At 67.2% G+C, this 20,517-nt stretch carries 20 protein-coding genes and 1 pseudogene; 18 read left to right on the top strand and 3 right to left on the bottom strand.

Features of this window, described 5'->3' with window-relative positions:
* Window positions 1–37: 37 nt before the first annotated feature.
* Window positions 38–583: a fasciclin domain-containing protein gene (locus ABW137_RS30800; RefSeq protein WP_526405859.1), complete on the bottom strand. Its 546-nt coding sequence runs from the start codon at window positions 581–583 to the stop codon at window positions 38–40.
* A gap of 99 nt (window positions 584–682) precedes the next feature.
* Window positions 683–1,381, bottom strand: a complete 699-nt coding sequence (locus ABW137_RS30795) for a fasciclin domain-containing protein (RefSeq protein ID WP_526405851.1) — start codon at window positions 1,379–1,381, stop codon at window positions 683–685.
* An 80-nt stretch (window positions 1,382–1,461) separates the two neighbouring features.
* On the opposite strand from ABW137_RS30795, the gene dxr reads away from it, so the two are divergent.
* The 10 genes from dxr to ABW137_RS30745 all read left to right on the top strand — a co-directional run bounded on the left by dxr (window position 1,462) and on the right by ABW137_RS30745 (window position 11,567).
* Window positions 1,462–2,763 carry a 1-deoxy-D-xylulose-5-phosphate reductoisomerase gene (gene dxr, locus ABW137_RS30790; protein WP_526405849.1) on the top strand — a complete coding sequence of 434 codons (1,302 nt, stop codon included), beginning with the start codon at window positions 1,462–1,464 and terminating at the stop codon, window positions 2,761–2,763.
* Window positions 2,760–3,986, top strand: a complete 1,227-nt coding sequence (locus ABW137_RS30785) for a M50 family metallopeptidase (RefSeq protein WP_526405847.1) — start codon at window positions 2,760–2,762, stop codon at window positions 3,984–3,986. The genes dxr and ABW137_RS30785 overlap by 4 nt, the downstream gene beginning before the upstream one ends.
* A gap of 31 nt (window positions 3,987–4,017) precedes the next feature.
* The gene (ispG, locus tag ABW137_RS30780) at window positions 4,018–5,181 is read left to right on the top strand and encodes a flavodoxin-dependent (E)-4-hydroxy-3-methylbut-2-enyl-diphosphate synthase (protein ID WP_526405845.1); all 1,164 of its coding nucleotides are present in this window, start codon (window positions 4,018–4,020) and stop codon (window positions 5,179–5,181) included.
* Window positions 5,182–5,230: 49 nt separating this feature from the next.
* Window positions 5,231–6,085, top strand: coding sequence for a GNAT family N-acetyltransferase (locus ABW137_RS30775; protein WP_526405844.1), 855 nt, complete (start codon window positions 5,231–5,233; stop codon window positions 6,083–6,085).
* A gap of 139 nt (window positions 6,086–6,224) precedes the next feature.
* Window positions 6,225–8,048: a penicillin-binding transpeptidase domain-containing protein gene (locus tag ABW137_RS30770; RefSeq protein ID WP_526405842.1), complete on the top strand. Its 1,824-nt coding sequence runs from the start codon at window positions 6,225–6,227 to the stop codon at window positions 8,046–8,048.
* Window positions 8,049–8,079: 31 nt separating this feature from the next.
* Window positions 8,080–8,691, top strand: a complete 612-nt coding sequence (locus ABW137_RS30765) for a DUF1707 domain-containing protein (protein ID WP_526405840.1) — start codon at window positions 8,080–8,082, stop codon at window positions 8,689–8,691.
* Window positions 8,692–8,754: 63 nt separating this feature from the next.
* The gene (locus ABW137_RS30760) at window positions 8,755–9,414 is read left to right on the top strand and encodes a TetR/AcrR family transcriptional regulator (protein WP_526405838.1); all 660 of its coding nucleotides are present in this window, start codon (window positions 8,755–8,757) and stop codon (window positions 9,412–9,414) included.
* Window positions 9,415–9,431: 17 nt separating this feature from the next.
* Window positions 9,432–10,289 carry a type I methionyl aminopeptidase gene (gene map, locus ABW137_RS30755; RefSeq protein ID WP_526405836.1) on the top strand — a complete coding sequence of 286 codons (858 nt, stop codon included), beginning with the start codon at window positions 9,432–9,434 and terminating at the stop codon, window positions 10,287–10,289.
* Window positions 10,290–10,291: 2 nt separating this feature from the next.
* The gene (locus ABW137_RS30750) at window positions 10,292–10,936 is read left to right on the top strand and encodes a hypothetical protein (RefSeq protein ID WP_526405857.1); all 645 of its coding nucleotides are present in this window, start codon (window positions 10,292–10,294) and stop codon (window positions 10,934–10,936) included.
* A gap of 67 nt (window positions 10,937–11,003) precedes the next feature.
* Window positions 11,004–11,567 (top strand): alpha/beta fold hydrolase, encoded by a 564-nt coding sequence (locus ABW137_RS30745; RefSeq protein ID WP_526405834.1) that lies wholly within the window; start codon window positions 11,004–11,006, stop codon window positions 11,565–11,567.
* A 57-nt stretch (window positions 11,568–11,624) separates the two neighbouring features.
* Here ABW137_RS30745 and ABW137_RS30740 read toward each other — a convergent pair whose 3' ends face one another.
* Entirely contained in the window at window positions 11,625–13,193 is a 1,569-nt protein-coding gene (locus ABW137_RS30740) for an amino acid permease (RefSeq protein WP_526405832.1), read from the bottom strand.
* Between the two features lie 186 nt (window positions 13,194–13,379).
* Between ABW137_RS30740 and ABW137_RS30735 the strand changes: the two genes are divergently transcribed.
* From ABW137_RS30735 to ABW137_RS30700, 8 genes and pseudogenes are all read left to right on the top strand, one after another.
* Window positions 13,380–14,759: a glutamine synthetase family protein gene (locus ABW137_RS30735; protein WP_526405830.1), complete on the top strand. Its 1,380-nt coding sequence runs from the start codon at window positions 13,380–13,382 to the stop codon at window positions 14,757–14,759.
* Window positions 14,760–14,781: 22 nt separating this feature from the next.
* Window positions 14,782–15,588: a gamma-glutamyl-gamma-aminobutyrate hydrolase family protein gene (locus tag ABW137_RS30730; protein ID WP_526405855.1), complete on the top strand. Its 807-nt coding sequence runs from the start codon at window positions 14,782–14,784 to the stop codon at window positions 15,586–15,588.
* Entirely contained in the window at window positions 15,585–16,949 is a 1,365-nt protein-coding gene (locus ABW137_RS30725) for an aldehyde dehydrogenase family protein (protein WP_526405828.1), read from the top strand. Before ABW137_RS30730 ends, ABW137_RS30725 begins: the two co-directional genes overlap by 4 nt.
* A gap of 2 nt (window positions 16,950–16,951) precedes the next feature.
* On the top strand, window positions 16,952–17,725 hold the full coding sequence (locus tag ABW137_RS30720) for a 3-oxoacyl-ACP reductase (RefSeq protein WP_526405826.1): 774 nt from the start codon (window positions 16,952–16,954) through the stop codon (window positions 17,723–17,725).
* A 49-nt stretch (window positions 17,726–17,774) separates the two neighbouring features.
* A complete protein-coding gene (locus ABW137_RS30715; protein WP_526405853.1) occupies window positions 17,775–18,494 on the top strand; it encodes a FadR/GntR family transcriptional regulator in 720 nt (239 codons plus the stop codon).
* 140 nt (window positions 18,495–18,634) lie between these two features.
* Window positions 18,635–18,961: an ArsR/SmtB family transcription factor gene (locus tag ABW137_RS30710; RefSeq protein ID WP_526405824.1), complete on the top strand. Its 327-nt coding sequence runs from the start codon at window positions 18,635–18,637 to the stop codon at window positions 18,959–18,961.
* Window positions 18,962–19,040: 79 nt separating this feature from the next.
* On the top strand, window positions 19,041–20,198 hold the full coding sequence (nicT, locus tag ABW137_RS30705) for a Nickel transporter NicT (RefSeq protein ID WP_526405822.1): 1,158 nt from the start codon (window positions 19,041–19,043) through the stop codon (window positions 20,196–20,198).
* A 164-nt stretch (window positions 20,199–20,362) separates the two neighbouring features.
* Window positions 20,363–20,517 (top strand): annotated as a pseudogene (locus tag ABW137_RS30700) (transcriptional regulator); the annotation flags it as partial.

The raw sequence follows: 20,517 nt of genomic DNA, 5'->3' as shown, positions 1-20,517 counted from the left end.
GAAGCCGGACCGCGTTGTCAATGCGTCGTGATCGCCGTTACATCGGGGGCATCAGCACGGTGTCGATCATGTACACGGTGGCGTTGGCCGTCTGCACGCCACCGCAGACCAGGCCCGAGTCGTTGACCTTCAGGTCGGGGCCCATGCCGGTGACGGTGACCTCGCCACCCTCGACGGTCTTGTGGGTGCCGACGACCTGCGCGGGGCTGAGCCTGCCCGGCACCACGTGGTAGGTCAGGATGCTGGTCAGCAGCGGGGCGTCTGTCTTGAGCTTGTCGATGGTCGCCGGGTCGATCTTGGCGAACGCGTCGTCGGTGGGCGCGAACACGGTGTATTCACCGCTGTTGAGGGTGTCGACGAGGTTCACCTCGGGATTGAGCTTGCCCGACACGGCGGCGGTGAGCGTCGTCAGCATCGGGTTGTTCGAGGCGGCCACGGCGACCGGGTCCATCGACATGCCCTGGACCGAGCCGGGTCCGGTGGGGACCATCTCGGCGTAGGCCGCACAACTGTTGCCGACGAGGCTCGCGGCAGGCGCGGCAGAGGCGGTGGCGCCCGAGGCGAGCAGTCCAGCCATGGCCATGGCGGCGATCGATGCGCCGGTGACGGCCTTACGGGTCTTCTGATTCAGGTTCATCGTTCTGCTTTCGGTTCGTGAGTGAATTGAGTTGCGGTGCTTGGCTTATGCGGCTGGCGGCATCATGACGGTGTCGACCATGTACACGGTCGCGTTGGCGGTCTTGACTCCACCGCAGACCAGGCCCGAGGTGTCGTCGTCGAACTTGAGCGCATCACCCGTTCCGGTGATCACGACGTCCTGTCCCTGGACCGTCTCGTGGGTGCCCGCGACCTGGGCGGGGCTCAGCTGACCGGGGATTACGTGGTAGGTCAGGATGCTGGTCAGCAGTGGGGCGTCGGTCTTGAGCTTCTCCAGGGTGGCCGCGTCGATCTTGGCGAATGCGTCGTCGGTGGGTGCGATCACGGTGAACTCGCCACCGTTGAGGGTGTCGACGAGGTTCACGCCCGGGTTGAGCTTGCCGGAGACCGCAGCGGTCAAGGTGGTCAGCATCGGGTTGTTGGACGCCGCGGTGGCCACCGGGTCCATCGCCATGCCGGTCACCGATCCGGGTCCCGAGGGATTCGCCTCGGCGTAGGCGGCGCAGCTGGCCCCGACGAGGGCACCGGCCGGAGCTGCCGCCGAGCTCGACTCCGCGCCGGTCATGGCGGGCGCCGCGGAGGAGACGGCGCTCGACGCACCAGAGGCGACGCTGCTGGCGCTGCTGGAGGCCTCGGTGGCGGTATCGCTCGAGCACGCTGACGCTCCGAGAACGGCGACTGCGGTCAGACCTGCCGCCGCAAAGGCCTTGCGGTGAGTTTTCATGACGTCATCACTCCAATGTGGTGTTCGGGACGACGCGTACCGCCGTCCTCGCGTGGAATTCGGGGTGATTCCGATCACGGATGGGACTCGGGCAGTCATGTCACAGTTGCGTCACATCCGCGGCGATCGAACGCCCTTCGTCCGAAGCGCCCACCACGCGGCACAATGGATCGGTGACACCTTCGGGATGGCAGGAGCGCAGCGACCCGGGAAATGACGGGCGCCTGCGCGTTCTGGTGCTTGGAAGTACCGGTTCGATCGGTACCCAGGCGCTGGAGGTCATCGCGGCGAACCCGGATCGCTTCGAGGTCGTCGGCCTGGCCGCGGGCGGCAACAATCCCGATCTGCTGGCTCGCCAACGTGCCCAGACGGGCGTCACCAACGTCGCCGTGGCCTCCGAGGAGGCCGCCGCCTCGATCGGCGACGTCACCTACGCGGGACCAGACGCCGTCACCCGCCAGGTGGAGGACACCGAAGCCGACGTCGTGCTGAACGCCCTGGTGGGCGCACTGGGCCTACGGCCGACGCTCGCCGCCCTGGAGTCCGGCGCGCGCTTGGCGCTGGCCAACAAGGAATCGCTGATCGCGGGTGGCCCGCTCGTCCTCAAGGCGGCCAAACCCGGCCAGATCGTCCCAGTGGACTCCGAGCACTCCGCGCTGGCCCAGTGCCTGCGCAGCGGTACGCCCGGCGAGGTGGCCCGGCTGGTGCTGACGGCCTCTGGCGGGCCGTTCCGCGGGTGGCCCGCTGCCGACCTGGAGACCGTGACCCCCGAACAGGCCGGTGCCCACCCCACCTGGTCGATGGGGCCGATGAACACCCTGAACTCCGCGTCACTGGTCAACAAGGGCCTGGAGTTGATCGAAACGCACCTGCTGTTCGGCGTCCCGTACGACCGGATCGACGTGGTCGTGCATCCGCAGTCGATCGTGCACTCGATGGTGACGTTCGTCGACGGATCCACCATCGCGCAGGCCAGTCCCCCCGACATGAAGCTCCCCATCGCGCTGGCACTCGGGTGGCCGTCCCGCGTGGCGGGCGCGGCGCTGCCATGCGACTGGACCACGGCCTCCACCTGGGAATTCGAGCCACTCGACGACGAGGTCTTCCCCGCCGTTGCCCTGGCCCGCGACGCAGGGACCCGGGGCGGCTGCCTGACCGCGGTCTACAACGCCGCCAACGAAGAGGCGGCCGAGGCGTTCCTTTCCGGGCGCATCCGTTTCCCCGCCATCGTCGCGACCGTGGCCGACGTGCTGCGCGCTGCCGACCAGTGGTCCGCCGAACCAGCTACCGTGGACGACGTGCTCGCGGCTCAGGACTGGGCCAGGGAGAAGGCGCGCAAGGCGCTGGTGAGGGCAGCAGAGGAGGTCGTACCAACCCGATGATGTTCGTACTCGGCATTGTGCTGTTCGCGCTGGCCATCCTCGTCTCGGTCGCGCTTCACGAATGCGGGCACATGTGGGTGGCGCGGGCCACCGGGATGAAGGTGCGCCGCTACTTCGTGGGGTTCGGTCCTACGCTGTGGTCCACCAAGCGCCCCAACCGCCTCGGCTACACCGAGTACGGGGTGAAGGCCCTGCCGCTCGGCGGTTTCTGCGACATCGCGGGAATGACCTCGGTCGAGGAACTCACCCCCGACGAGCGGCCGTACGCGATGTTCCGCCAGAAGGTGTGGAAGCGCGTTGCGGTTCTGTTCGCGGGCCCAGCGATGAACTTCGTCATCGGGCTGGTTCTGCTGTACGGCATCGCGGTGATCTGGGGGTTGCCCAACCTGCACCCGCCCACCACCGCCGTCGTCGGCGAGACGTCCTGCGTCAAGTCGGAGGTCACCAAGGGCACCCTCGGCGACTGCACCGGACCTGGCCCTGCGGCGCTGGCGGGCATCAAGGCAGGCGACACGGTCGTCAAGGTCGGCGGCACCGACGTGGCGACCTTCGAGGAGATGGTGGCTGCAGTCCGAAAGCTGGATGGCCCAACGCCTTTCGTCGTGCAGCGCACCGAGAATGGCCAGTCCACCGACCTGACCTTCGTGGTCGACCCGACCAAGGCACAACGCTTCACGGCCGACGGCGACCAGCCGAGCCAGGTCGGGGCGGTGGGCATCGCCGCCGCTCAGTACGGGCCCACGCAATACAACCCGCTGTCCGCGGTACCGGGCACCGTGGCGTTCTCCGGTGACCTGATGGTCGAGTTGGGCAAGTCGCTGGCGAAGATCCCCACCAAGATCGGCGCTTTGTGGCATTCGATCGGTGGCGGCGAGCGCGATCCCGAGACGCCCATCAGCGTCGTGGGCGCCAGCATCATCGGTGGCGATACCGTCGACGCCGGGCTGTGGGTGGCCTTCTGGTTCTTCCTGGCGCAGCTGAACTTCGTGCTCGGGGCCATCAACCTGGTGCCGCTGCTGCCCTTCGACGGTGGGCACATCGCGATTGCCGTGTTCGAGAAGATCCGCAATATGATTCGTTCGGCGCGCGGCAAGGTCGCCGCGGCCCCGGTGAACTACCTCAAGCTGATGCCTGCCACCTACGTCGTTCTGATCGTGGTGGTCGGGTACATGCTGCTGACGGTCACCGCTGACCTGGTCAATCCGATCAGGTTGTTCCAATAGGTTTCGCAACGGATTCAGGAAAGAAGTCACCATGTCCGTCGGTTTGGGTATGCCGGCACCGCCCGCGCCGACGCTGGCCCCGCGCCGCAAGACGCGCCAGCTGATGGTCGGCGACGTCGGTGTCGGGAGTGACTACCCGATCGCCGTGCAGTCGATGTGCACCACCAAGACGCACGACATCAACGCGACGCTGCAGCAGATCGCCGAGCTGACCGCCTCGGGGTGTGACATCGTCCGCGTGGCATGTCCGCGCCAGGAGGATGCCGACGCGCTGGCGGTGATCGCCAAGAAGGCGAACATCCCCGTGATCGCCGACATTCACTTCCAGCCGAAGTACATCTTCGCCGCCATCGACGCCGGCTGTGCTGCGGTCCGCGTCAACCCCGGCAACATCAAGGAATTCGACGGCCGGGTCAAGGAAGTGGCCAAGGCTGCGGGCGACGCGGGAATCCCGATCCGCATCGGCGTCAACGCCGGATCGCTCGACGCCAGGATGATGAAGAAGTACGGCAAGGCCACCCCGGAAGCGCTGGTGGAATCCGCGCTCTGGGAGGCCTCGCTGTTCGAGGAACACGGCTTTGGCGACATCAAGATCAGCGTCAAGCACAACGACCCGGTCATCATGGTCGCGGCCTACGAGCAACTGGCCGCGCAGTGCGACTACCCGTTGCACCTCGGCGTCACCGAGGCGGGCCCCGCGTTCCAGGGCACGATCAAGTCCGCCGTCGCCTTCGGGGCCCTGCTGTCGCGCGGTATCGGCGACACCATCCGGGTCTCGCTGTCGGCGCCGCCCGCGGAGGAGATCAAGGTCGGCAACCAGATCCTGGAGTCGCTCAACCTCCGTCCGCGTGGCCTGGAGATCGTCTCCTGCCCGTCGTGCGGTCGGGCCCAGGTCGACGTCTACACCTTGGCCAACGAAGTGACGGCAGGCCTCGAGGGCATGGACGTCCCGCTGCGCGTCGCGGTGATGGGCTGCGTCGTCAACGGACCCGGTGAGGCCCGTGAGGCGGATCTGGGCGTCGCGTCGGGCAACGGCAAGGGCCAAATCTTCGTCAAGGGCGAAGTCATCAAGACGGTGCCGGAGCAGATGATCGTCGAGACACTGATCGAAGAGGCGATGAAGATTGCCAGCCAAATCGAGACAGAACGCGGACTAGATGATGTGAGCGGCACCCCCGTAGTCACCGTAAGCTGAGTACGATCCTGTGAGCGGGGTCACCGCTCGGGTCGAAGAAAGAACGTCCATGTCCGCTCCTCCGCTGTTTCGGCTCACCGACGAGCGCCGCGTCACGGTGGCGCGCGACGTCGGGTTGGTTCGCCGCGTGCTGGACGAAGACCCCATCGGATCGTGCATGGTGGCCTCCCGGGTCGCCGACCACGGGGTCGACCCGTCGGCGATCGGCGGTGAGATGTGGACGCGGCGCACGCCCGGCGATTCGCTGTGCTTCGCCGGGGCGAATCTGATCCCGCTGCGTGGGGACGTCGGTGACCTGAACGCGTTCGCGGACAAGGCGATGAGCACGCCACGGCGGTGCTCGTCACTCGTCGGCCGCGCCCAGTTGGTGCTGCCCATGTGGCGGCGGCTCGAAAGTGCTTGGGGCCCTGCGCGCGACGTGCGGGAGCATCAGCCCTTGATGGCCTTGAGCGCGGCCCCCCGATGTCCGATCGACCCGGCCGTCCGACCGGTCCGCATCGAGGAGCTCGACGCCTACCTGGTGGCTGCGATCGACATGTTCATCGGTGAGGTCGGCGTCGACCCGAGGATGGGTGACGGCGGCCGTGGCTATCGCCGCCGCGTGGCCGGCCTGATCGCGTCCGGGCGGGCGTGGGCTCGCTTCGAGCGCGGCCAGGTGGTGTTCAAGGCGGAGGTGGGATCGCAGTCGCCCGCCGTCGGTCAGATTCAGGGCGTCTGGGTCCATCCCGATTGGCGCGGCAGGGGACTTGGCATCGGCGGAACCGCCGCGCTCGCCGGCGCGGTGATCCGCGGCGGGCGAACCGCGAGCCTGTACGTCAACGGCTACAACACCGTCGCACGGGCGACGTATGCGCGAATCGGATTCACCGAAGTGGGCACCTTCGCCACCGTTCTGCTCGACTGAATTCCCGAACCCAAGCAACTCGTCAGCTCCACGGCGTGATCGTGTGCGAGCACGGTGCTGAACCCCGGTGAACTGATCACGATCCGATCTCGGTGCGCCTGCGCGCAATGGCGTCCCCGGGCTTCTAACATCAGCCTCAATGGCATCACTAACCTCATCCGCATCACGAGTCACCGGCTTGATGGCCGCCCTCGTCCTGGTTGCCGCGGCTGGTGGGCTCAGCGCCTGCACTCCGCGGCCCAATGGCCCCGAACCCACCGCCGCCGCGTTCTTCGCCGCGCTCGCCACGGGCGACACCTCTGCGGCCGCGGAGCTCAGCGACAAGCCCGCCGTGGCCCAGGAGGACCTCAACGAGGCATGGGCAGGTCTGCAGGCGTCCTCGCTGGACGCCCAGATCCTCGGCTCCAAGTACGCCGAGGACACCGGCAGCATCGCCTACCGCTACACCTGGCACCTCCCCAAGAACCGCACCTGGACCTACGACGGCCAGCTGAACATGGTCCGCGACGAGGGGCGGTGGGAAGTCCGTTGGAGCGCAACGGGATTGCATCCGAACCTCGGCGAGAACCAGACCCTCGCACTGCGCGCCGACGCGCCGCCCCGCGCCTCGGTGAACGAGCGCGGCGGCACCGACGTCCTGGTCCCTGGCTTTCTGTACCACTATTCACTCGACGCGAAGGCCGCGGGCCCGGACCTGATGTCGACTGCCGTGGCGGTCGCCGACGCCCTACGCCCGTTCGACCCGACTATGGACGCCCAGCGACTGGCCGAGACGGCGAGCTCGTCGCCGCAGCCGCTCGAGCTCATCACACTGCGACAGGCCGACCGCGACGCCGTCGCCCCCGCCATCGGCAACCGACCCGGCGTCGTGATCACCCCGCGCGCCGAACTCCTCGCTACCGATGACCGCTTCGCGCCCGACATCATCAGCCAGGTCAAGAAGTCGGTCGTCGACCAACTCGACGGGCAGGCGGGCTGGCGGATCGTCAGCGTCAACCAGAACGGCTCCGACGTCGACGTCTTGGACGAAACCCCGGGCGCGCCAGCACCTTCGGTGACGATCAGCCTTGACCGCAACGTTCAGGACTCGGCGCAGGACGCCGTCAACATGGTGGGCAAGAAGGCCATGATCGTGGCCATCAAGCCGTCCACCGGCGAAATCCTGGCGGTGGCCCAGAACGGGGCGGCCGACGCCGACGGTCCCGCCGCGACCACCGGCCTGTACCCGCCGGGGTCGACGTTCAAGATCATCACTGCCGGCGCAGCGATCGACCGCGACATGGCCACGCCCAACACACTTCTCGGCTGCCCGGGCCAGATCGACATCGGCCACCGGACCGTGCCCAACTACGGGGGCTTCGACCTGGGGACGGTACCGCTGTCCCGGGCGTTCGCGAGCTCGTGCAACACCACCTTCGCCGAACTCGCCAGCAGAATGCCACCGCGGGGACTCACCACCGCCGCCGCGCAGTACGGCATCGGCACCGACTACGTGGTCGACGGCATCACCACCGTCACCGGATCGGTCCCGCCGACGGTCAACCTGACCGAGCGCACCGAGGACGGCTTCGGGCAGGGCAGGGTGCTGGTCAGCCCGTTCGGCATGGCGCTGGTCGCCGCCACCGTCGCCGCGGGCAAGACGCCGGTACCCCAGCTGATCGAGGGATCCCACACCGAGATCTCGGGCGACACCCCGACGATCACGCCGAAGATGGTCGACGCGCTGCGCCCGATGATGCAGCTGGTGGTGACGAACGGCACTGCCAAGGAGCTCAACGGAAGCGGTGACGTCCGCGGCAAGACCGGTGAGGCCGAATTCGAGGGCGGGTCGCACGCCTGGTTCGCCGGCTACCGCGGGGACCTGGCGTTTGCCGCCCTCATCGTCGGCGGCGGGAGCTCCGAGTACGCCGTCCGGATGTGCCGAGACATGCTCAACGGGCTGCCCCCCGACTACCTGGCCTGAGTAGCCTGGTCCTCGGAAGGGACGGCAGCACATGACGAGCATCAATTCGGGCGTTGGCTCGGATGTCGGGGTAGAAGCCGCGGCACTGCGCATCTCGGACGCCGACCGCAACGGCACCCTGCGCCGTCTGCACAACGCGGTGGCCCTCGGGCTCATCGACATCGACGAGTTCGAGGAACGGTCGGCCGCGGTATCGCAGGCCCGCCTGCACTCCGAGCTGGCCGCATTGGTCGAGGATCTGCCGGGCCCTGGCGCGATCGTCACGACGGCCACCGACAGGGTCGAGCTGCGCGGTGTGCTCGGCTCGTTGAAGCGCCAGGGCGAGTGGATCGTGCCCACCCGCCTCTCGCTGGTGCGGCGAATGGGTTCCATCGACCTGGACCTCACCAAGGCGCGCTTCGCGGGCCCCATCGTCGTCATCGAACTCGACGTCAAGTTCGGGTCGGTCGACATCCGGCTTCCCGACGGGGCCAGCGCATCCATCGACGACGTCGAGGTGCTCGTCGGCAGTGCCCGCGACCACCGCAAGGACGCTCCGGCCGAAGGCACCCCCCACGTCATCCTCACCGGCCGAAGCGTGTGCGGGTCGATCGACATCCGGGGTCCCCGCAAGTCGTTGTTCGGCCGCGGCGACCGCCGGTAGCCTGCCCGCAGCTCCTCGCCGAATTGGGCAACGGCCGCCAGGGCGGCTTCATAGGATCGGTCCGTGACTCGGCTTCGTGGACCGGCCCCCAGTTTGCGCGGCCGCAAGGTGCAGCGAACCAGGGCAGCGCTGATCGACGCCGCCGTGGAGCTGTGCTTGAGCCGAGGCTACGAGAACACCACCGTCGAGCACATCGCCACCGCCGCCGAAGTGTCCCCACGGACGTTCAACCGCCACTTCGGGAGCAAGGATGCGGTCTTCCTCTCACTCCTCGACGATCTCGCCGACGAGATCACCCACGAGCTGCGGGCACTTGACGCCAATCTCGGTCCGTTCGAGTCGATGCGCGCCGCCTTCGGGGCCATCCTCGCCCGCGCGCACACCGAGGGGCTGCGCGCCGGACCCGCCGACCGCATCACACGCATCATCCACGTGGTCACCGCGTCCGACGCGCTTCGTAAGGCGGCGGTGGAATACCGCGGGCCGCAGGTGATGCAAGTCATGGCCGATCGGATGAACGTCACCGTCGACGACCGTCAGTTGGCGCTGGCGATGATGATCATCAGTGTCACCGTGATGCAGGCCTGGACCGATCTCGCGGAGTCCAACGCTCCCTTGCAGCCACAGCTCATCGCCAAGCAGATCGACCAGGTCTTCGCCGACCTGGGTACCGTTGCCGCCGACCTCGATCGCCAACCGCCCGTCATCGACGGTCGCCGGTGAGCGGTTACGCTGGCATCATGCCTGTTCGCACCGCCCTTCGCCCCGGTGAGCTCTCTCCGACGTTGCCCGTGCCCAAGTCGATCCCGCGCCCCGAATACGCGTGGAAGCCGACCGTCCGCGAGGGCAGCGAGCCATGGGTGCAGACGCCCGAAGTCATCGAGAAGATGCGCGTCGCAGGGCGTATCGCGGCCAACGCACTCGCCGAGGCAGGCCGGGCCGTGGCACCGGGCGTGACCACCGACGAACTCGATCGGATCGCCCACGACTACATGGTCGACCACGGCGCCTACCCATCGACGTTGGGCTACAAGGGCTTTCCGAAGTCGTGCTGCACGTCGCTCAACGAGATCATCTGCCACGGCATCCCGGACTCGACCGTGATCCAGGACGGCGACATCGTGAACATCGACGTAACCGCCTATCTGGACGGCGTGCACGGCGATACGAACGCGACCTTCCTGGCGGGCGAGGTCGCCGAGGAGAACAGACTGCTCGTCGAGCGCACCCAAGAGGCGACCATGCGCGCGATCAAGGCCGTCAAGCCGGGCCGTCAGCTCTCGGTCGTCGGCCGCGTCATCGAGGCGTACGCAAACCGCTTCGGCTACAACGTCGTTCGTGACTTCACCGGACACGGCATCGGCACCACGTTCCACAACGGGCTGGTGGTGCTGCACTACGACCAGCCAGCAGTCGACACCGTGCTGGAACCCGGCATGACGTTCACGATCGAACCGATGATCAACCTTGGGGCCCTGGACTACGAGATCTGGGACGATGGCTGGACCGTGGCGACCGTCGACAAGAAGTGGACGGCACAGTTCGAGCACACGCTGGTGGTCACCGAGAATGGCGCTGACGTCCTGACGCTGCCGTGAGACTGCTCGCACCGGTGCTTGGCGCCGTCGCTGCGGTCGCCCTCGGTGGATGTGCGATCGAAGGCACTCCGACCTGGCCCGGCGCCCGGCTCGCCAGCACGCTGCTCACCTCTGCCGACTTTCCACCCGGTGTCCAGTTCGACCGCATCGTGGAGCAACCCGGCCAGCCCGACGGAGCGGCCGACGCGCCTGCGATGCTGTCCCAACCCGAGGGCTGCGCGAACGCCCTCACGCGCGTGATCGCCGGGTCCGCTGAGCGAGGACCGGGCAGCGCCGCCAAGTACAGCGTCGCCTACGACGGCGTGCGGACCGTGATGACGGTGTTGATCGGGCCGCTGGATCTGGATCAGCTGGAAGCCACTGCCAGCCGGTGTGAAGTGTTCCTGACCTTCTTCGACCCCATGTCCGAGCCGATTCCGGTCACCACGACCAAACTGCCGTCGCCACGGCCCGACATGCTGGTGTACCAGCAGACCATTCAGCTGGGTGGCGACGAGAGCAGCGTGTACTTCGCATTCGAGAACGTGGCCGAGTCGGGCATGTTTGGTATGGCCTTTCCCACCGAGGATCCGGCGATCAGCGTCAAAGGGACGCTGCCACAGACGTTTCTGGACATCATGGACAAGCAGGCCGACCGCCTCGAATGAGATCGTGGTCGCACTGCAGCCGGTGAAAGTCGGCACTGAACACGAGCCCGCCCTGTAGCGTGGCTTGATGCCATCGACCGTTCACACCGTTGACGGGTTCCCCGCCACCGTCGACGTGTCGGGCCCGGAAAAGGGTTCCGTCGTCGTCCTGCTCGGGGCGGCCAACCAGGGGCCCGGAGCGTACGACGCGGTGTGCGAGCGACTGCACACGGCGTCGCTGCGCACCGTCGTGATCGCGCCGGACCCGCGGCTGAGCGCCAAGGCCGTCATCGGCATCCTCGACACGCTCGGAGTCCGGTGGGCCCTCCTGGTCGGGGACCGCGTGGGCGGCGAGTTGGCGTGGGAGCTGGCCGCCACCCGACTCGACCGGTTCATCGGGCTGGTGGTCGTCGATCGGGGGCATCCTCGGGTGGCCGATCAGGCGGGTGCCATCCGCGACGAGGCCTGCCCGCCGGTGGAGATGAACACCACGGCCCTGGTCAGCACGCCGGCGGCGCGAGCAGTGGCGCGGGCCAGCCAGCGTTACGTGTACGGCGACTTCCGGGTGGTCGAACTCCTCGGTAGGCGCAACGCCCACGAGTCCACGGCTCAGCTCGCCGCCGAGATCGTGATGCGTACCAGCACCTGGTGACGGCCGGGGGATCGGCCGGGGGATCGACAGGGGGATGGTGGTGGCCGTGATCGGCCGCTACGCCAGGTCGAGGTCCTCTGCCACCGTCGTGACCTGCTTGATCGGACCGGTGAACCAGTTCTTCACCGACACGTGCCAGTAGATGAACAGCAGGATCAGCACCGTGCCGACCAGAAGCGGGGTGTAGTTGACGTACTTCCACTCGAAGCCGGGATCCCATGGCGCGCCCAGGTTGGACGTCGGGAACAGGGCGATGAACGACGTCACGACGATCTCGATCAAGGCGACGGGCGCCATCCACTTGTGGTGTCCGCGGAGATTCCACTTGCCTACCGGGAAGGAATCGCCTGCCCTCCAACGGAAGTAGATCGGTACCGCGAAGCACAGGTATAGGCCGACCACGCCGATCGACACCACCGCGAAGAAGGCGACCGGCACCGGGGCGCCGTTGATGTCGACCTCGACCAGTGCGGGCAGCGTGATGATTGCCGCGATCACGGCGGTGATCATCACACCGTTGGCGGGAATCTTGTTCTTGCTCACCGCGGACCACAGTTGGTGGCCAGGCACCGCACGGTCGCGGCTGAAGGCGAACAGCATCCGCGACGCACTGGTCTGGCATGCGGTGGTGCAGAAGAACTGACCCGCGGTCGAGATCAGCAGCACGATCCCCACCCACTTGGAGTCCAATGCCTGACCGAAGATCACCGCGACGGCTCCGCCACCCGACGTCACGCCGTCCACGTCCTGCACGGCGAACAGGAAGGTCAGCAGCAGGATCCAGCCACCGATGGCCGAGTAGAAGATCGATCGCCAAATGCCCTTGGCCGCGCCGTCGGCGGCGCTCATGGTCTCCTCGGACAGGTGGGCCGACGCGTCGTAGCCAGTGATCGTGTACTGCGTGAGGATCGCCGAGATCGGCAGCACGAAGAACAGGAAGCCGACCGCCGAGGTCGAACCGCCGAAGAAGCCGGTGTTGTTGACGGTCGTGGCGAAGACGTCGCTGAAGCTGGCGTGCTGTTCGGGGATCAACCACAGGATCAGGACGACCACGATGGCTCCTGCCACGTGCCACCACACCGAGATGTTGTTGATGACCGCGAGCAGATGCGACGAGAAGATGTTGATGGTCGCCGAGATCGCCAGGATGACAACGAAGATGATGAACGTCCTGGTAAGGCTGTAGCCGGCGAGCCAGGTCTCGCTGAACGTGCCGAGAGTGAGGTCGAGGAAGGTGGCGCAGCCGTAGGCCACCGACGCCAGGATCGCGATCAGGCCGATCAGGTTCAGCCACCCGGTGTAGAAGCCGGCCTTGGCGCCGCCGAGTTTGCTCGCCCACCAGTAGATACCGCCGGACGTGGGGTAGGCGGACACCAACTCGGACATGCAGAGGCCGATGATCAGGATGAAGACCGAGACGATCGGCCATCCCCATGCGATCGCGGCGGGGCCGCCGTTGTTCCAGCCGAGGCCGAACGACGTGAAGCAACCCGCCAGGATCGAGATGATCGAGAACGAGATGGCGAAGTTACTGAAGCCCGACCAGGTGCGGTTGAGTTCCTGCGTGTATCCCAGCGAGGCCAGGTGTCTCTCGTCGTCAGACAGTTCTTCATGACCCTCGGGCACGGCGTTCTCCTTCTCGGGGCAGCGCTCGTTGGAGAGCGCTCACTGAGTAGGCAGAATAGGGTGCCAAAGGTCTGGCGTCCTACCTTTGGCAATGAAAAACGTGTAACGGCTGTCTGTGAGTGACCTGTATGCGGACGCGCAATGGTTGACTTGTCGGCATCATCGGTTGGAGATGAGGAGATGAGCGTGACGGATCGAACCGGCAATGGGGCAGGCCTGCTGGCGCAGGCCGACTTGGAGAAACTGGTGGCGGCGGGCGAGATCGACACCGTCATCGTCGCCTTCACCGACATGCAGGGACGGCTGACCGGGAAGCGGATCTCCGCCCGACTGTTCGTCGACGACGTCATCGCGCACGGCGCGGAGTGCTGCAACTACCTGCTCGCCGTAGACGTGGACATGAACACCGTCGACGGCTACAAGATGTCGAGCTGGGAGGCCGGGTACGGCGACATGGTCATGACGCCGGACTTCGCCACCTTGCGCAAGATTCCGTGGCTGCCCGGCACCGCATTGGTGATGGCCGACCTCGGCTGGCATGACGGCTCGCCGGTGCGCCCGTCGCCGCGCGGGATCCTGCGCGCGCAGCTGGACCGGCTGGCCCAGCGCGGGATGGACGCCGTGGCGGCCACCGAGCTCGAATTCATCGTGTTCGACGACTCCTACCGCGAGGCGTGGGCCAAGGGATACACCGGGCTGACGGCCGCGACTGACTACAACATCGACTACAACATGCTGGCGTCGACGCGGATGGAGCCACTGCTGCGCGACATCCGCCTCGGGATGGAGGGCGCCGGCCTCTACTGCGAGGGCGTCAAGGGTGAGTGCAACCTTGGCCAGCAGGAGATCGGCTTCCGCTACGACGACGCGCTGGTCACGTGCGACAACCACACCATTTACAAGAACGGTGCCAAGGAGATCGCCGACCAGCACGGCAAGAGCCTCACCTTCATGGCGAAGTTCGACGAGCGCGAAGGCAACAGCTGTCACATCCACCTCTCGTTCCGCGGAACCGACGGTTCGGCCGTGTTCTCCGACGACGACGATCCCCTCGGCATGTCGCCGATGTTCCGCAGCTTCGTCGCGGGACAGCTCGCGACGATGCGGGAGCTGACGCTGTTCTACGCACCGAACATCAACTCCTACAAGCGATTCGTCGACGGCAGCTTCGCGCCGACCGCCGTCGCGTGGGGCATGGACAACCGCACGTGTGCGCTGCGCGTCGTGGGCCACGGCCACGGCATGCGGATGGAGTGCCGTGCACCCGGTGGTGACGTCAACCAGTACCTCGCCGTCGCGGCGCTGATCGCGGGCGGGTTGCACGGCATCGACCAACAGCTGGAGCTGCCCGAAGCGTGTGCGGGCAATGCGTATACCAGTGGCGCCGAACGGCTTCCGACCACCCTCGCCGAGGCGGCCGCGCTGTTCGAGGCGTCGACGGTGGCGCGCGAGGCGTTCGGCGACGAGGTCGTCGAGCACTATCTCAACAACGCCCGCGTCGAACTCAAGGCATTCAACTCGGCGGTGACGGACTGGGAGAGGCGACGTGGCTTCGAGCGACTCTGATCGGAATCGGTCCCCAGGGCCGCTGCGCTCCCGCCCCGAGGTCCGTCCAGTTCTTGGGCTGACCACGTATCTGCAGCAGGCGCAGACCGGCGTGTGGGACGTACCGGCGAGCTTCCTGCCCGCCATCTATCTCGAGGGCGTGACGCTGGCCGGGGGCATCGCGACCCTGCTTCCGCCGCAGCCGGTCGACCAGGCGATCGCCGACCGCGTGCTCGACGGGCTCGACGGGCTGGTGATCACCGGCGGACGCGACGTCGATCCAGCCAGCTACGGGCAGGCCCCGCACGCGAGCACCGACGAGCCAGCGCGGGATCGTGACGCGTGGGAATTCGCGCTGGTGCGTGGCGCATTGGCGCGGGGACTACCGATTCTCGGGATCTGCCGGGGTGCCCAGGTGCTCAACGTCGCACTCGGCGGGACCCTGCACCAGCACCTGCCCGACGTCGTCGGCCACCATCAGCACCAGCTTGGCAACGCCCGGTTCAACACGTCGGCGATCCAGACCGTGCCGGGAACCCGGGTGGCCGCGCTGATCGGCGAGTCGACCGATGCCCAGTGCTACCACCACCAGGCCATCGCGGAGCTCGGCAAGGGCCTGATGGCCACCGCGTGGGATACCGACGGGGTGATCGAGGCCGTCGAACTCCCTGGCAACGAATTCGTCGTCGCCGTGCAGTGGCACCCCGAGGAGCGGCTCGACGATCTGCGCCTCTTCAGCGGTGTCGTCGAGGCCGCGACGGCCTATGCATCGGGCCGGACGCAAGTAACTCGGGAAAGGGTGACTCCCGGCAGCAGGAGCGAAGCGACCAGAGGGAAGGAAACCGCGTGAGCACGTCCACACTCATCAACCCCGCGACCGAGGAGGCGCTGCGCGACGTCGAGTTGCTCGACGTCCCAGCGGTGGACGACGCCGTCGCCCGCGCGACGGTCGCGCAGCGGCAGTGGGCCAAGCTCGCACCCGCCGACCGGGCCGCCGGACTGCGCGCCTTCGCCGCGCAGGTGGATGCGCACGTCGACGAGCTCGCTGCCCTCGAGGTGGCCAACTCCGGCCACGTGATCGGCAATGCGGAGTGGGAGGCCGGGCACGTGCGTGACGTGCTTCAGTTCTACTCGGCGAGTCCGGAACGCATGTCCGGCAAGCAAATTCCCGTTGCAGGTGGACTCGACGTCACCTTCAACGAGCCGCTGGGCGTCGTCGCCGTCATCGCGCCGTGGAACTTCCCGATGACCATCGCGTCGTGGGGTTTCGTGCCCGCACTCGCGGCGGGCAACGCGGTGCTGGTGAAGCCGGCGGAGATCACGCCGTTGACCACGATGCGGCTCGCCGAACTCGGACTCGAGGCGGGACTGCCCGACGGACTGTTCCAGGTACTGCCAGGAAAGGGGTCGGTGGTGGGGGAGCGATTCATCAGCCACCCCGACGTTCGCAAGATCGTCTTCACCGGCTCCACCGAGGTGGGCGTCAAGGTGATGGCGGGTGCCGCGGCCCAGGTGAAGCGGGTGACGCTGGAACTCGGAGGCAAGAGCGCCAACATCGTCTTCGACGACTGCGACCTGGAGAAGGCTGCCGCGACCGCGCCCTACGGCGTCTTCGACAACGCCGGCCAGGATTGCTGTGCGCGTAGTCGAATCCTGGTGCAGCGCAATGTCTACGACAAGTTCATGGAGTTGCTCGAGCCCGCGGTGAAGGGCGTCGTGGTCGGCGATCCGGCGTCGCGGAACTCCGAGATGGGGCCGCTGGTGTCGCGTCCGCACCTCGACACGGTGGCCTCCTACGTGCCCGACGACGCCCCGGTCGCGTTCCGGGGATCGGCGCCGACCGGGCCGGGGTACTGGTTCCCGCCGACCGTGCTGACCCCGGGGCGCACCGATCGTGCCGTCACCGAGGAGATCTTCGGCCCGGTCGTCACGGTGTTGCCCTTCGAGGACGAGGCCGATGCGATCGGGCTCGCCAACGACACGCCCTACGGTTTGTCCGGGTCGATCTGGACCGACAACCTCTCCAGGGCGATGCGGGTGTCCCGGGCGGTGGAATCGGGGAACCTGTCGGTCAATTCGCATTCGTCGGTGCGGTACAACACACCGTTCGGCGGCTTCAAGCAGTCCGGTCTGGGACGCGAGCTCGGACCGGATGCGCCCATGCACTTCACGGAAACCAAGAACGTCTTCTTTGCGATTGGAGAGAACTAGAGATGGATCTGACCCAGCGGCTCGCGGGCAAGGTCGCCGTCATCACCGGCGGCGCCAGCGGCATCGGGCTCGCGACGGCCAAGCGGATGCGGGCGGAGGGCGCGACCATCGTCATCGGTGACATCGACCCCGCGACCGGCAAGTCGGTCGCCGACGAACTGGCGGGCCTCTTCGTCCCAGTGGACGTCGCCGACAAGGTCACCGTCGATGCGCTGTTCGACACGGCCGCCGAGAAGTACGGGTCGGTCGACATCGCATTCAACAATGCAGGCATCTCGCCACCCGAGGACGATCTGATCGAGAACACCGAACTCGATGCGTGGGAACGGGTTCAAGACATCAACCTCAAGTCGGTGTACCTCTGCAGCAAGGCCGCCTTGCGCCACATGGTGCCCCAGCAGAGGGGGTCGATCATCAACACCGCGTCATTCGTGGCAGTGATGGGGTCGGCCACCTCGCAGATCTCCTACACCGCGTCCAAGGGCGGCGTGCTCGCGATGTCGCGAGAGCTCGGCGTGCAGTTCGCGCGCCAGGGCATCCGGGTCAACGCGCTGTGCCCAGGACCCGTGAACACCCCACTGCTGCAAGAACTCTTCGCCAAGGACCCCGAGCGGGCGGCGCGACGGTTGGTGCACATTCCGGTGGGACGGTTCGCCGAACCAGAGGAGCTCGCGGCCGCGGTCGCGTTCCTGGCCAGCGACGACTCGTCGTTCATCACGGGGTCGACCTTCCTGGTCGACGGTGGCATCAGCTCCGCGTACGTGACGCCGCTATGACGTCATGACCGCGGCCGCGCCGGAGGGCAGGAGCGAGGCGACGCGGGAGATGGTTGCCGACCCGCAGCCCGCCAGTGAGGCGCTGCTGCGTCCGGTGCGTCTCGGGAACGCCTTCGAGGACACGGTGGGTCGGCTGCTCGAGACGATCCGCCTCGGCGTGCTCGCGCCGGGGGAGTCGCTGCCCCCCGAGCGCGAGCTCGCCGCCCGCCTCGGGGTCAGCCGCGACACCGTGCGCGAGGCCATCAAGTCGTTGGCCGACGCCGGTTATCTGGTGTCGCGACGCGGCCGCTATGGCGGCACCTTCCTCGCCGACGAGCTGCCCGCGCCCAGCGCCGATGGCGTCCGGTTCAGCCGGACCGACATCGACGACACACTCCGGCTGCGCGAGATCCTCGAGGTGGGCGCGGCCCGGATGGCCGCAGGCCGGACGTTGACCGCGAGTGAGCGGGAAACGTTGTGGAGCAGGCTTGCCGACGTCCGGGGGGCGGCGTTGGAGGACTATCGCAGATTGGACTCGCGGCTTCATCTCGCCATCGCCGAGGCCGCCGGTGCGCCGTCGCTGGTGCCGCTCGTCGCTGAGAATCGGATGCGGCTCAACGAGTTGCTGGACCACATTCCGCTGCTCGCGCTCAACATCGCGCACTCCGACCAGCAGCACGAGGCGATCGTGATGGCGATTCTGGCCGGGGATGCCGACGGTGCGGCCGAGACGATGACGGCGCACGTGTGGGGCTCGGCCTCGCTACTGCACGGGTTCCTCGACGTCTAGCCCGCGCGGGACGCCCCGCCGCGCCCGGCTCGGTGCTGCGCTCCGAACCGACGGTCGCGGCGGCAACTCGGTCGGTCGGATTCCGCCGCTCCGAGGTGATGAGGGGTGTTCGGCCGCGTCGGGTGGACTAAATTGCAGTGATGGAGCCCGGTGACCAGGCGGTGGTGCGGCACGCATCGTCGGCGCTACGCGACGTCGACATCACCGGCTGGACGCAGCGATTCGATCTGCTGTCCGATCCGAATCGCCTGGAGATTCTGCTGAGTCTGCACCGTGCCCCCGGAATCTGCGTCAGTGATCTGGCCGCCGCACTCGGTCGTTCGGAGAACGCCGTCTCCCAGGCACTTCGGGTGTTGCGTCAGCAGGGCTGGGTCAGCTCGACCCGCGTCGGCCGCTCGGTGGCCTACCGGCTGGAGGACCACACCGTGCACGACTTGCTCCATTGGATAGGCGCCGCGCACGGTTGACCTGCCCATCCGGATAGGTCGCCGACCTGAACATCTGAACAGCTAGACAGATGAACGCGAGTCCGCCTAGGCTTTTCCCATGGCTGCCCCCGTGATCGCCCAGACCGCGCGTCCCGCAGGCACTGCGACCCGTCTGGACCGCACCGATTGGCTGACGATCGCGGGGATGGGCGGCTTCGTGCTGCTGCTTCACCTGTTCGGCTGGGGTGTGCTGGCGTTTGGGGTAGCGCCGCAGCACATCACGCTCGGGTCCACTGGCGTCTTCGGCATCGGCCTCGGTGTCACCGCGTACCTGCTGGGTGTCCGGCATGCCTTCGACGCCGACCACATCGCCGTCATCGACAACACCACCCGCAAGCTGGTCGGAGAAGGCAAGCGGTCACTTTCCGCGGGTTTCTGGTTCTCCCTTGGTCATTCGAGCGTGGTGTTCGGCCTGGCGTTCCTGTTGGCCATCGGTGTCAAGGCGCTGGTCGGTCCGGTGCAGGACGAGAACTCGCACATGCTGCAGACCCTCGGCTTGATCGGGTCGCTGGTCGCGGGCACCTTCCTGATCCTGATCGGGCTCACCAATCTGTTCGCCGTCGTCGGCATCGCCAAGGTGTTCCGTGAGATGCGCAGCGGCGAGTTCGACGAGGCCGAATTGGAACGTCAACTCAACAACCGCGGGTTCCTCGCGCGACTGCTGTCCCGGGTGATGCGCAGGGTCAGCAAGCCGTGGCACCTGTACCCGGTCGGTCTGCTGATGGGGTTGGGCTTCGACACGGCCACCCAGGTGGCGCTGCTCGTCCTCGCCGCGGGGACGGCGGCGTTCACGTTGCCCTGGTACGCCATCCTGGTGCTGCCGGTGCTGTTCGCGGCGGGCATGAGCCTGTTCGACGCGGCCGACGGGGTCTTCATGGCGCGGGCGTATGGCTGGGCGTTCCTCAAGCCGATCCGCAAGGTGTACTACAACCTGACCGTCACGGTGCTCTCGGTGTTCGTCGCGTTGGTGATCGGCGTCATCGTGTTGATCGGCCTGTTGGTCGACCGCCTTGGCATCGAGTCGGGACCGCTGGCGTTCATCGGCTCGGCCGACCTCGAATTCGTCGGGTTCACGATCGTCGGTCTGTTCGTGGTGGTGTGGTTGATCGCGTTGGCGGTCTGGCGCTTCGGCCGGATCGAAGAACGCTGGGACACCGACGCGAACACTGCCGTCGATCAGGCGAACGCGTACGGCCCATCGAAGTCGCCGACCTGACTGGTGTTTGGCTGATCTGGACGTACCGCTCGTCCCGGTGACGCGGCATGACCGCGCCCGGGTCGACGTGACGGGCTGAGCCGCCCGTCAGGGTGAGGTGGGCCCGCACGCGCGGTCTCGACGATGTCGAACCGCTACGTCGTTTCGTCTACTACTATCTGCGTATGAATGCAGGTACGGATGGATGCGCCAGACGGCTGCCGGACGATCAGGTGGGTCTGGTCGTCGAGGTGTTCCGCATGCTCGCCGACGCCACCCGGGTACAGGTGCTCTGGGCGCTGGTCCACCGCGAAATGTCGGTCAATCAACTCGCCGAGCA

It is taken from the genome of Mycobacterium sp. (assembly GCF_040509115.1).
Classification (GTDB): Bacteria; Actinomycetota; Actinomycetes; order Mycobacteriales; family Mycobacteriaceae; genus Mycobacterium.
This window is presented reverse-complemented; position numbering and strand designations above follow the sequence as displayed.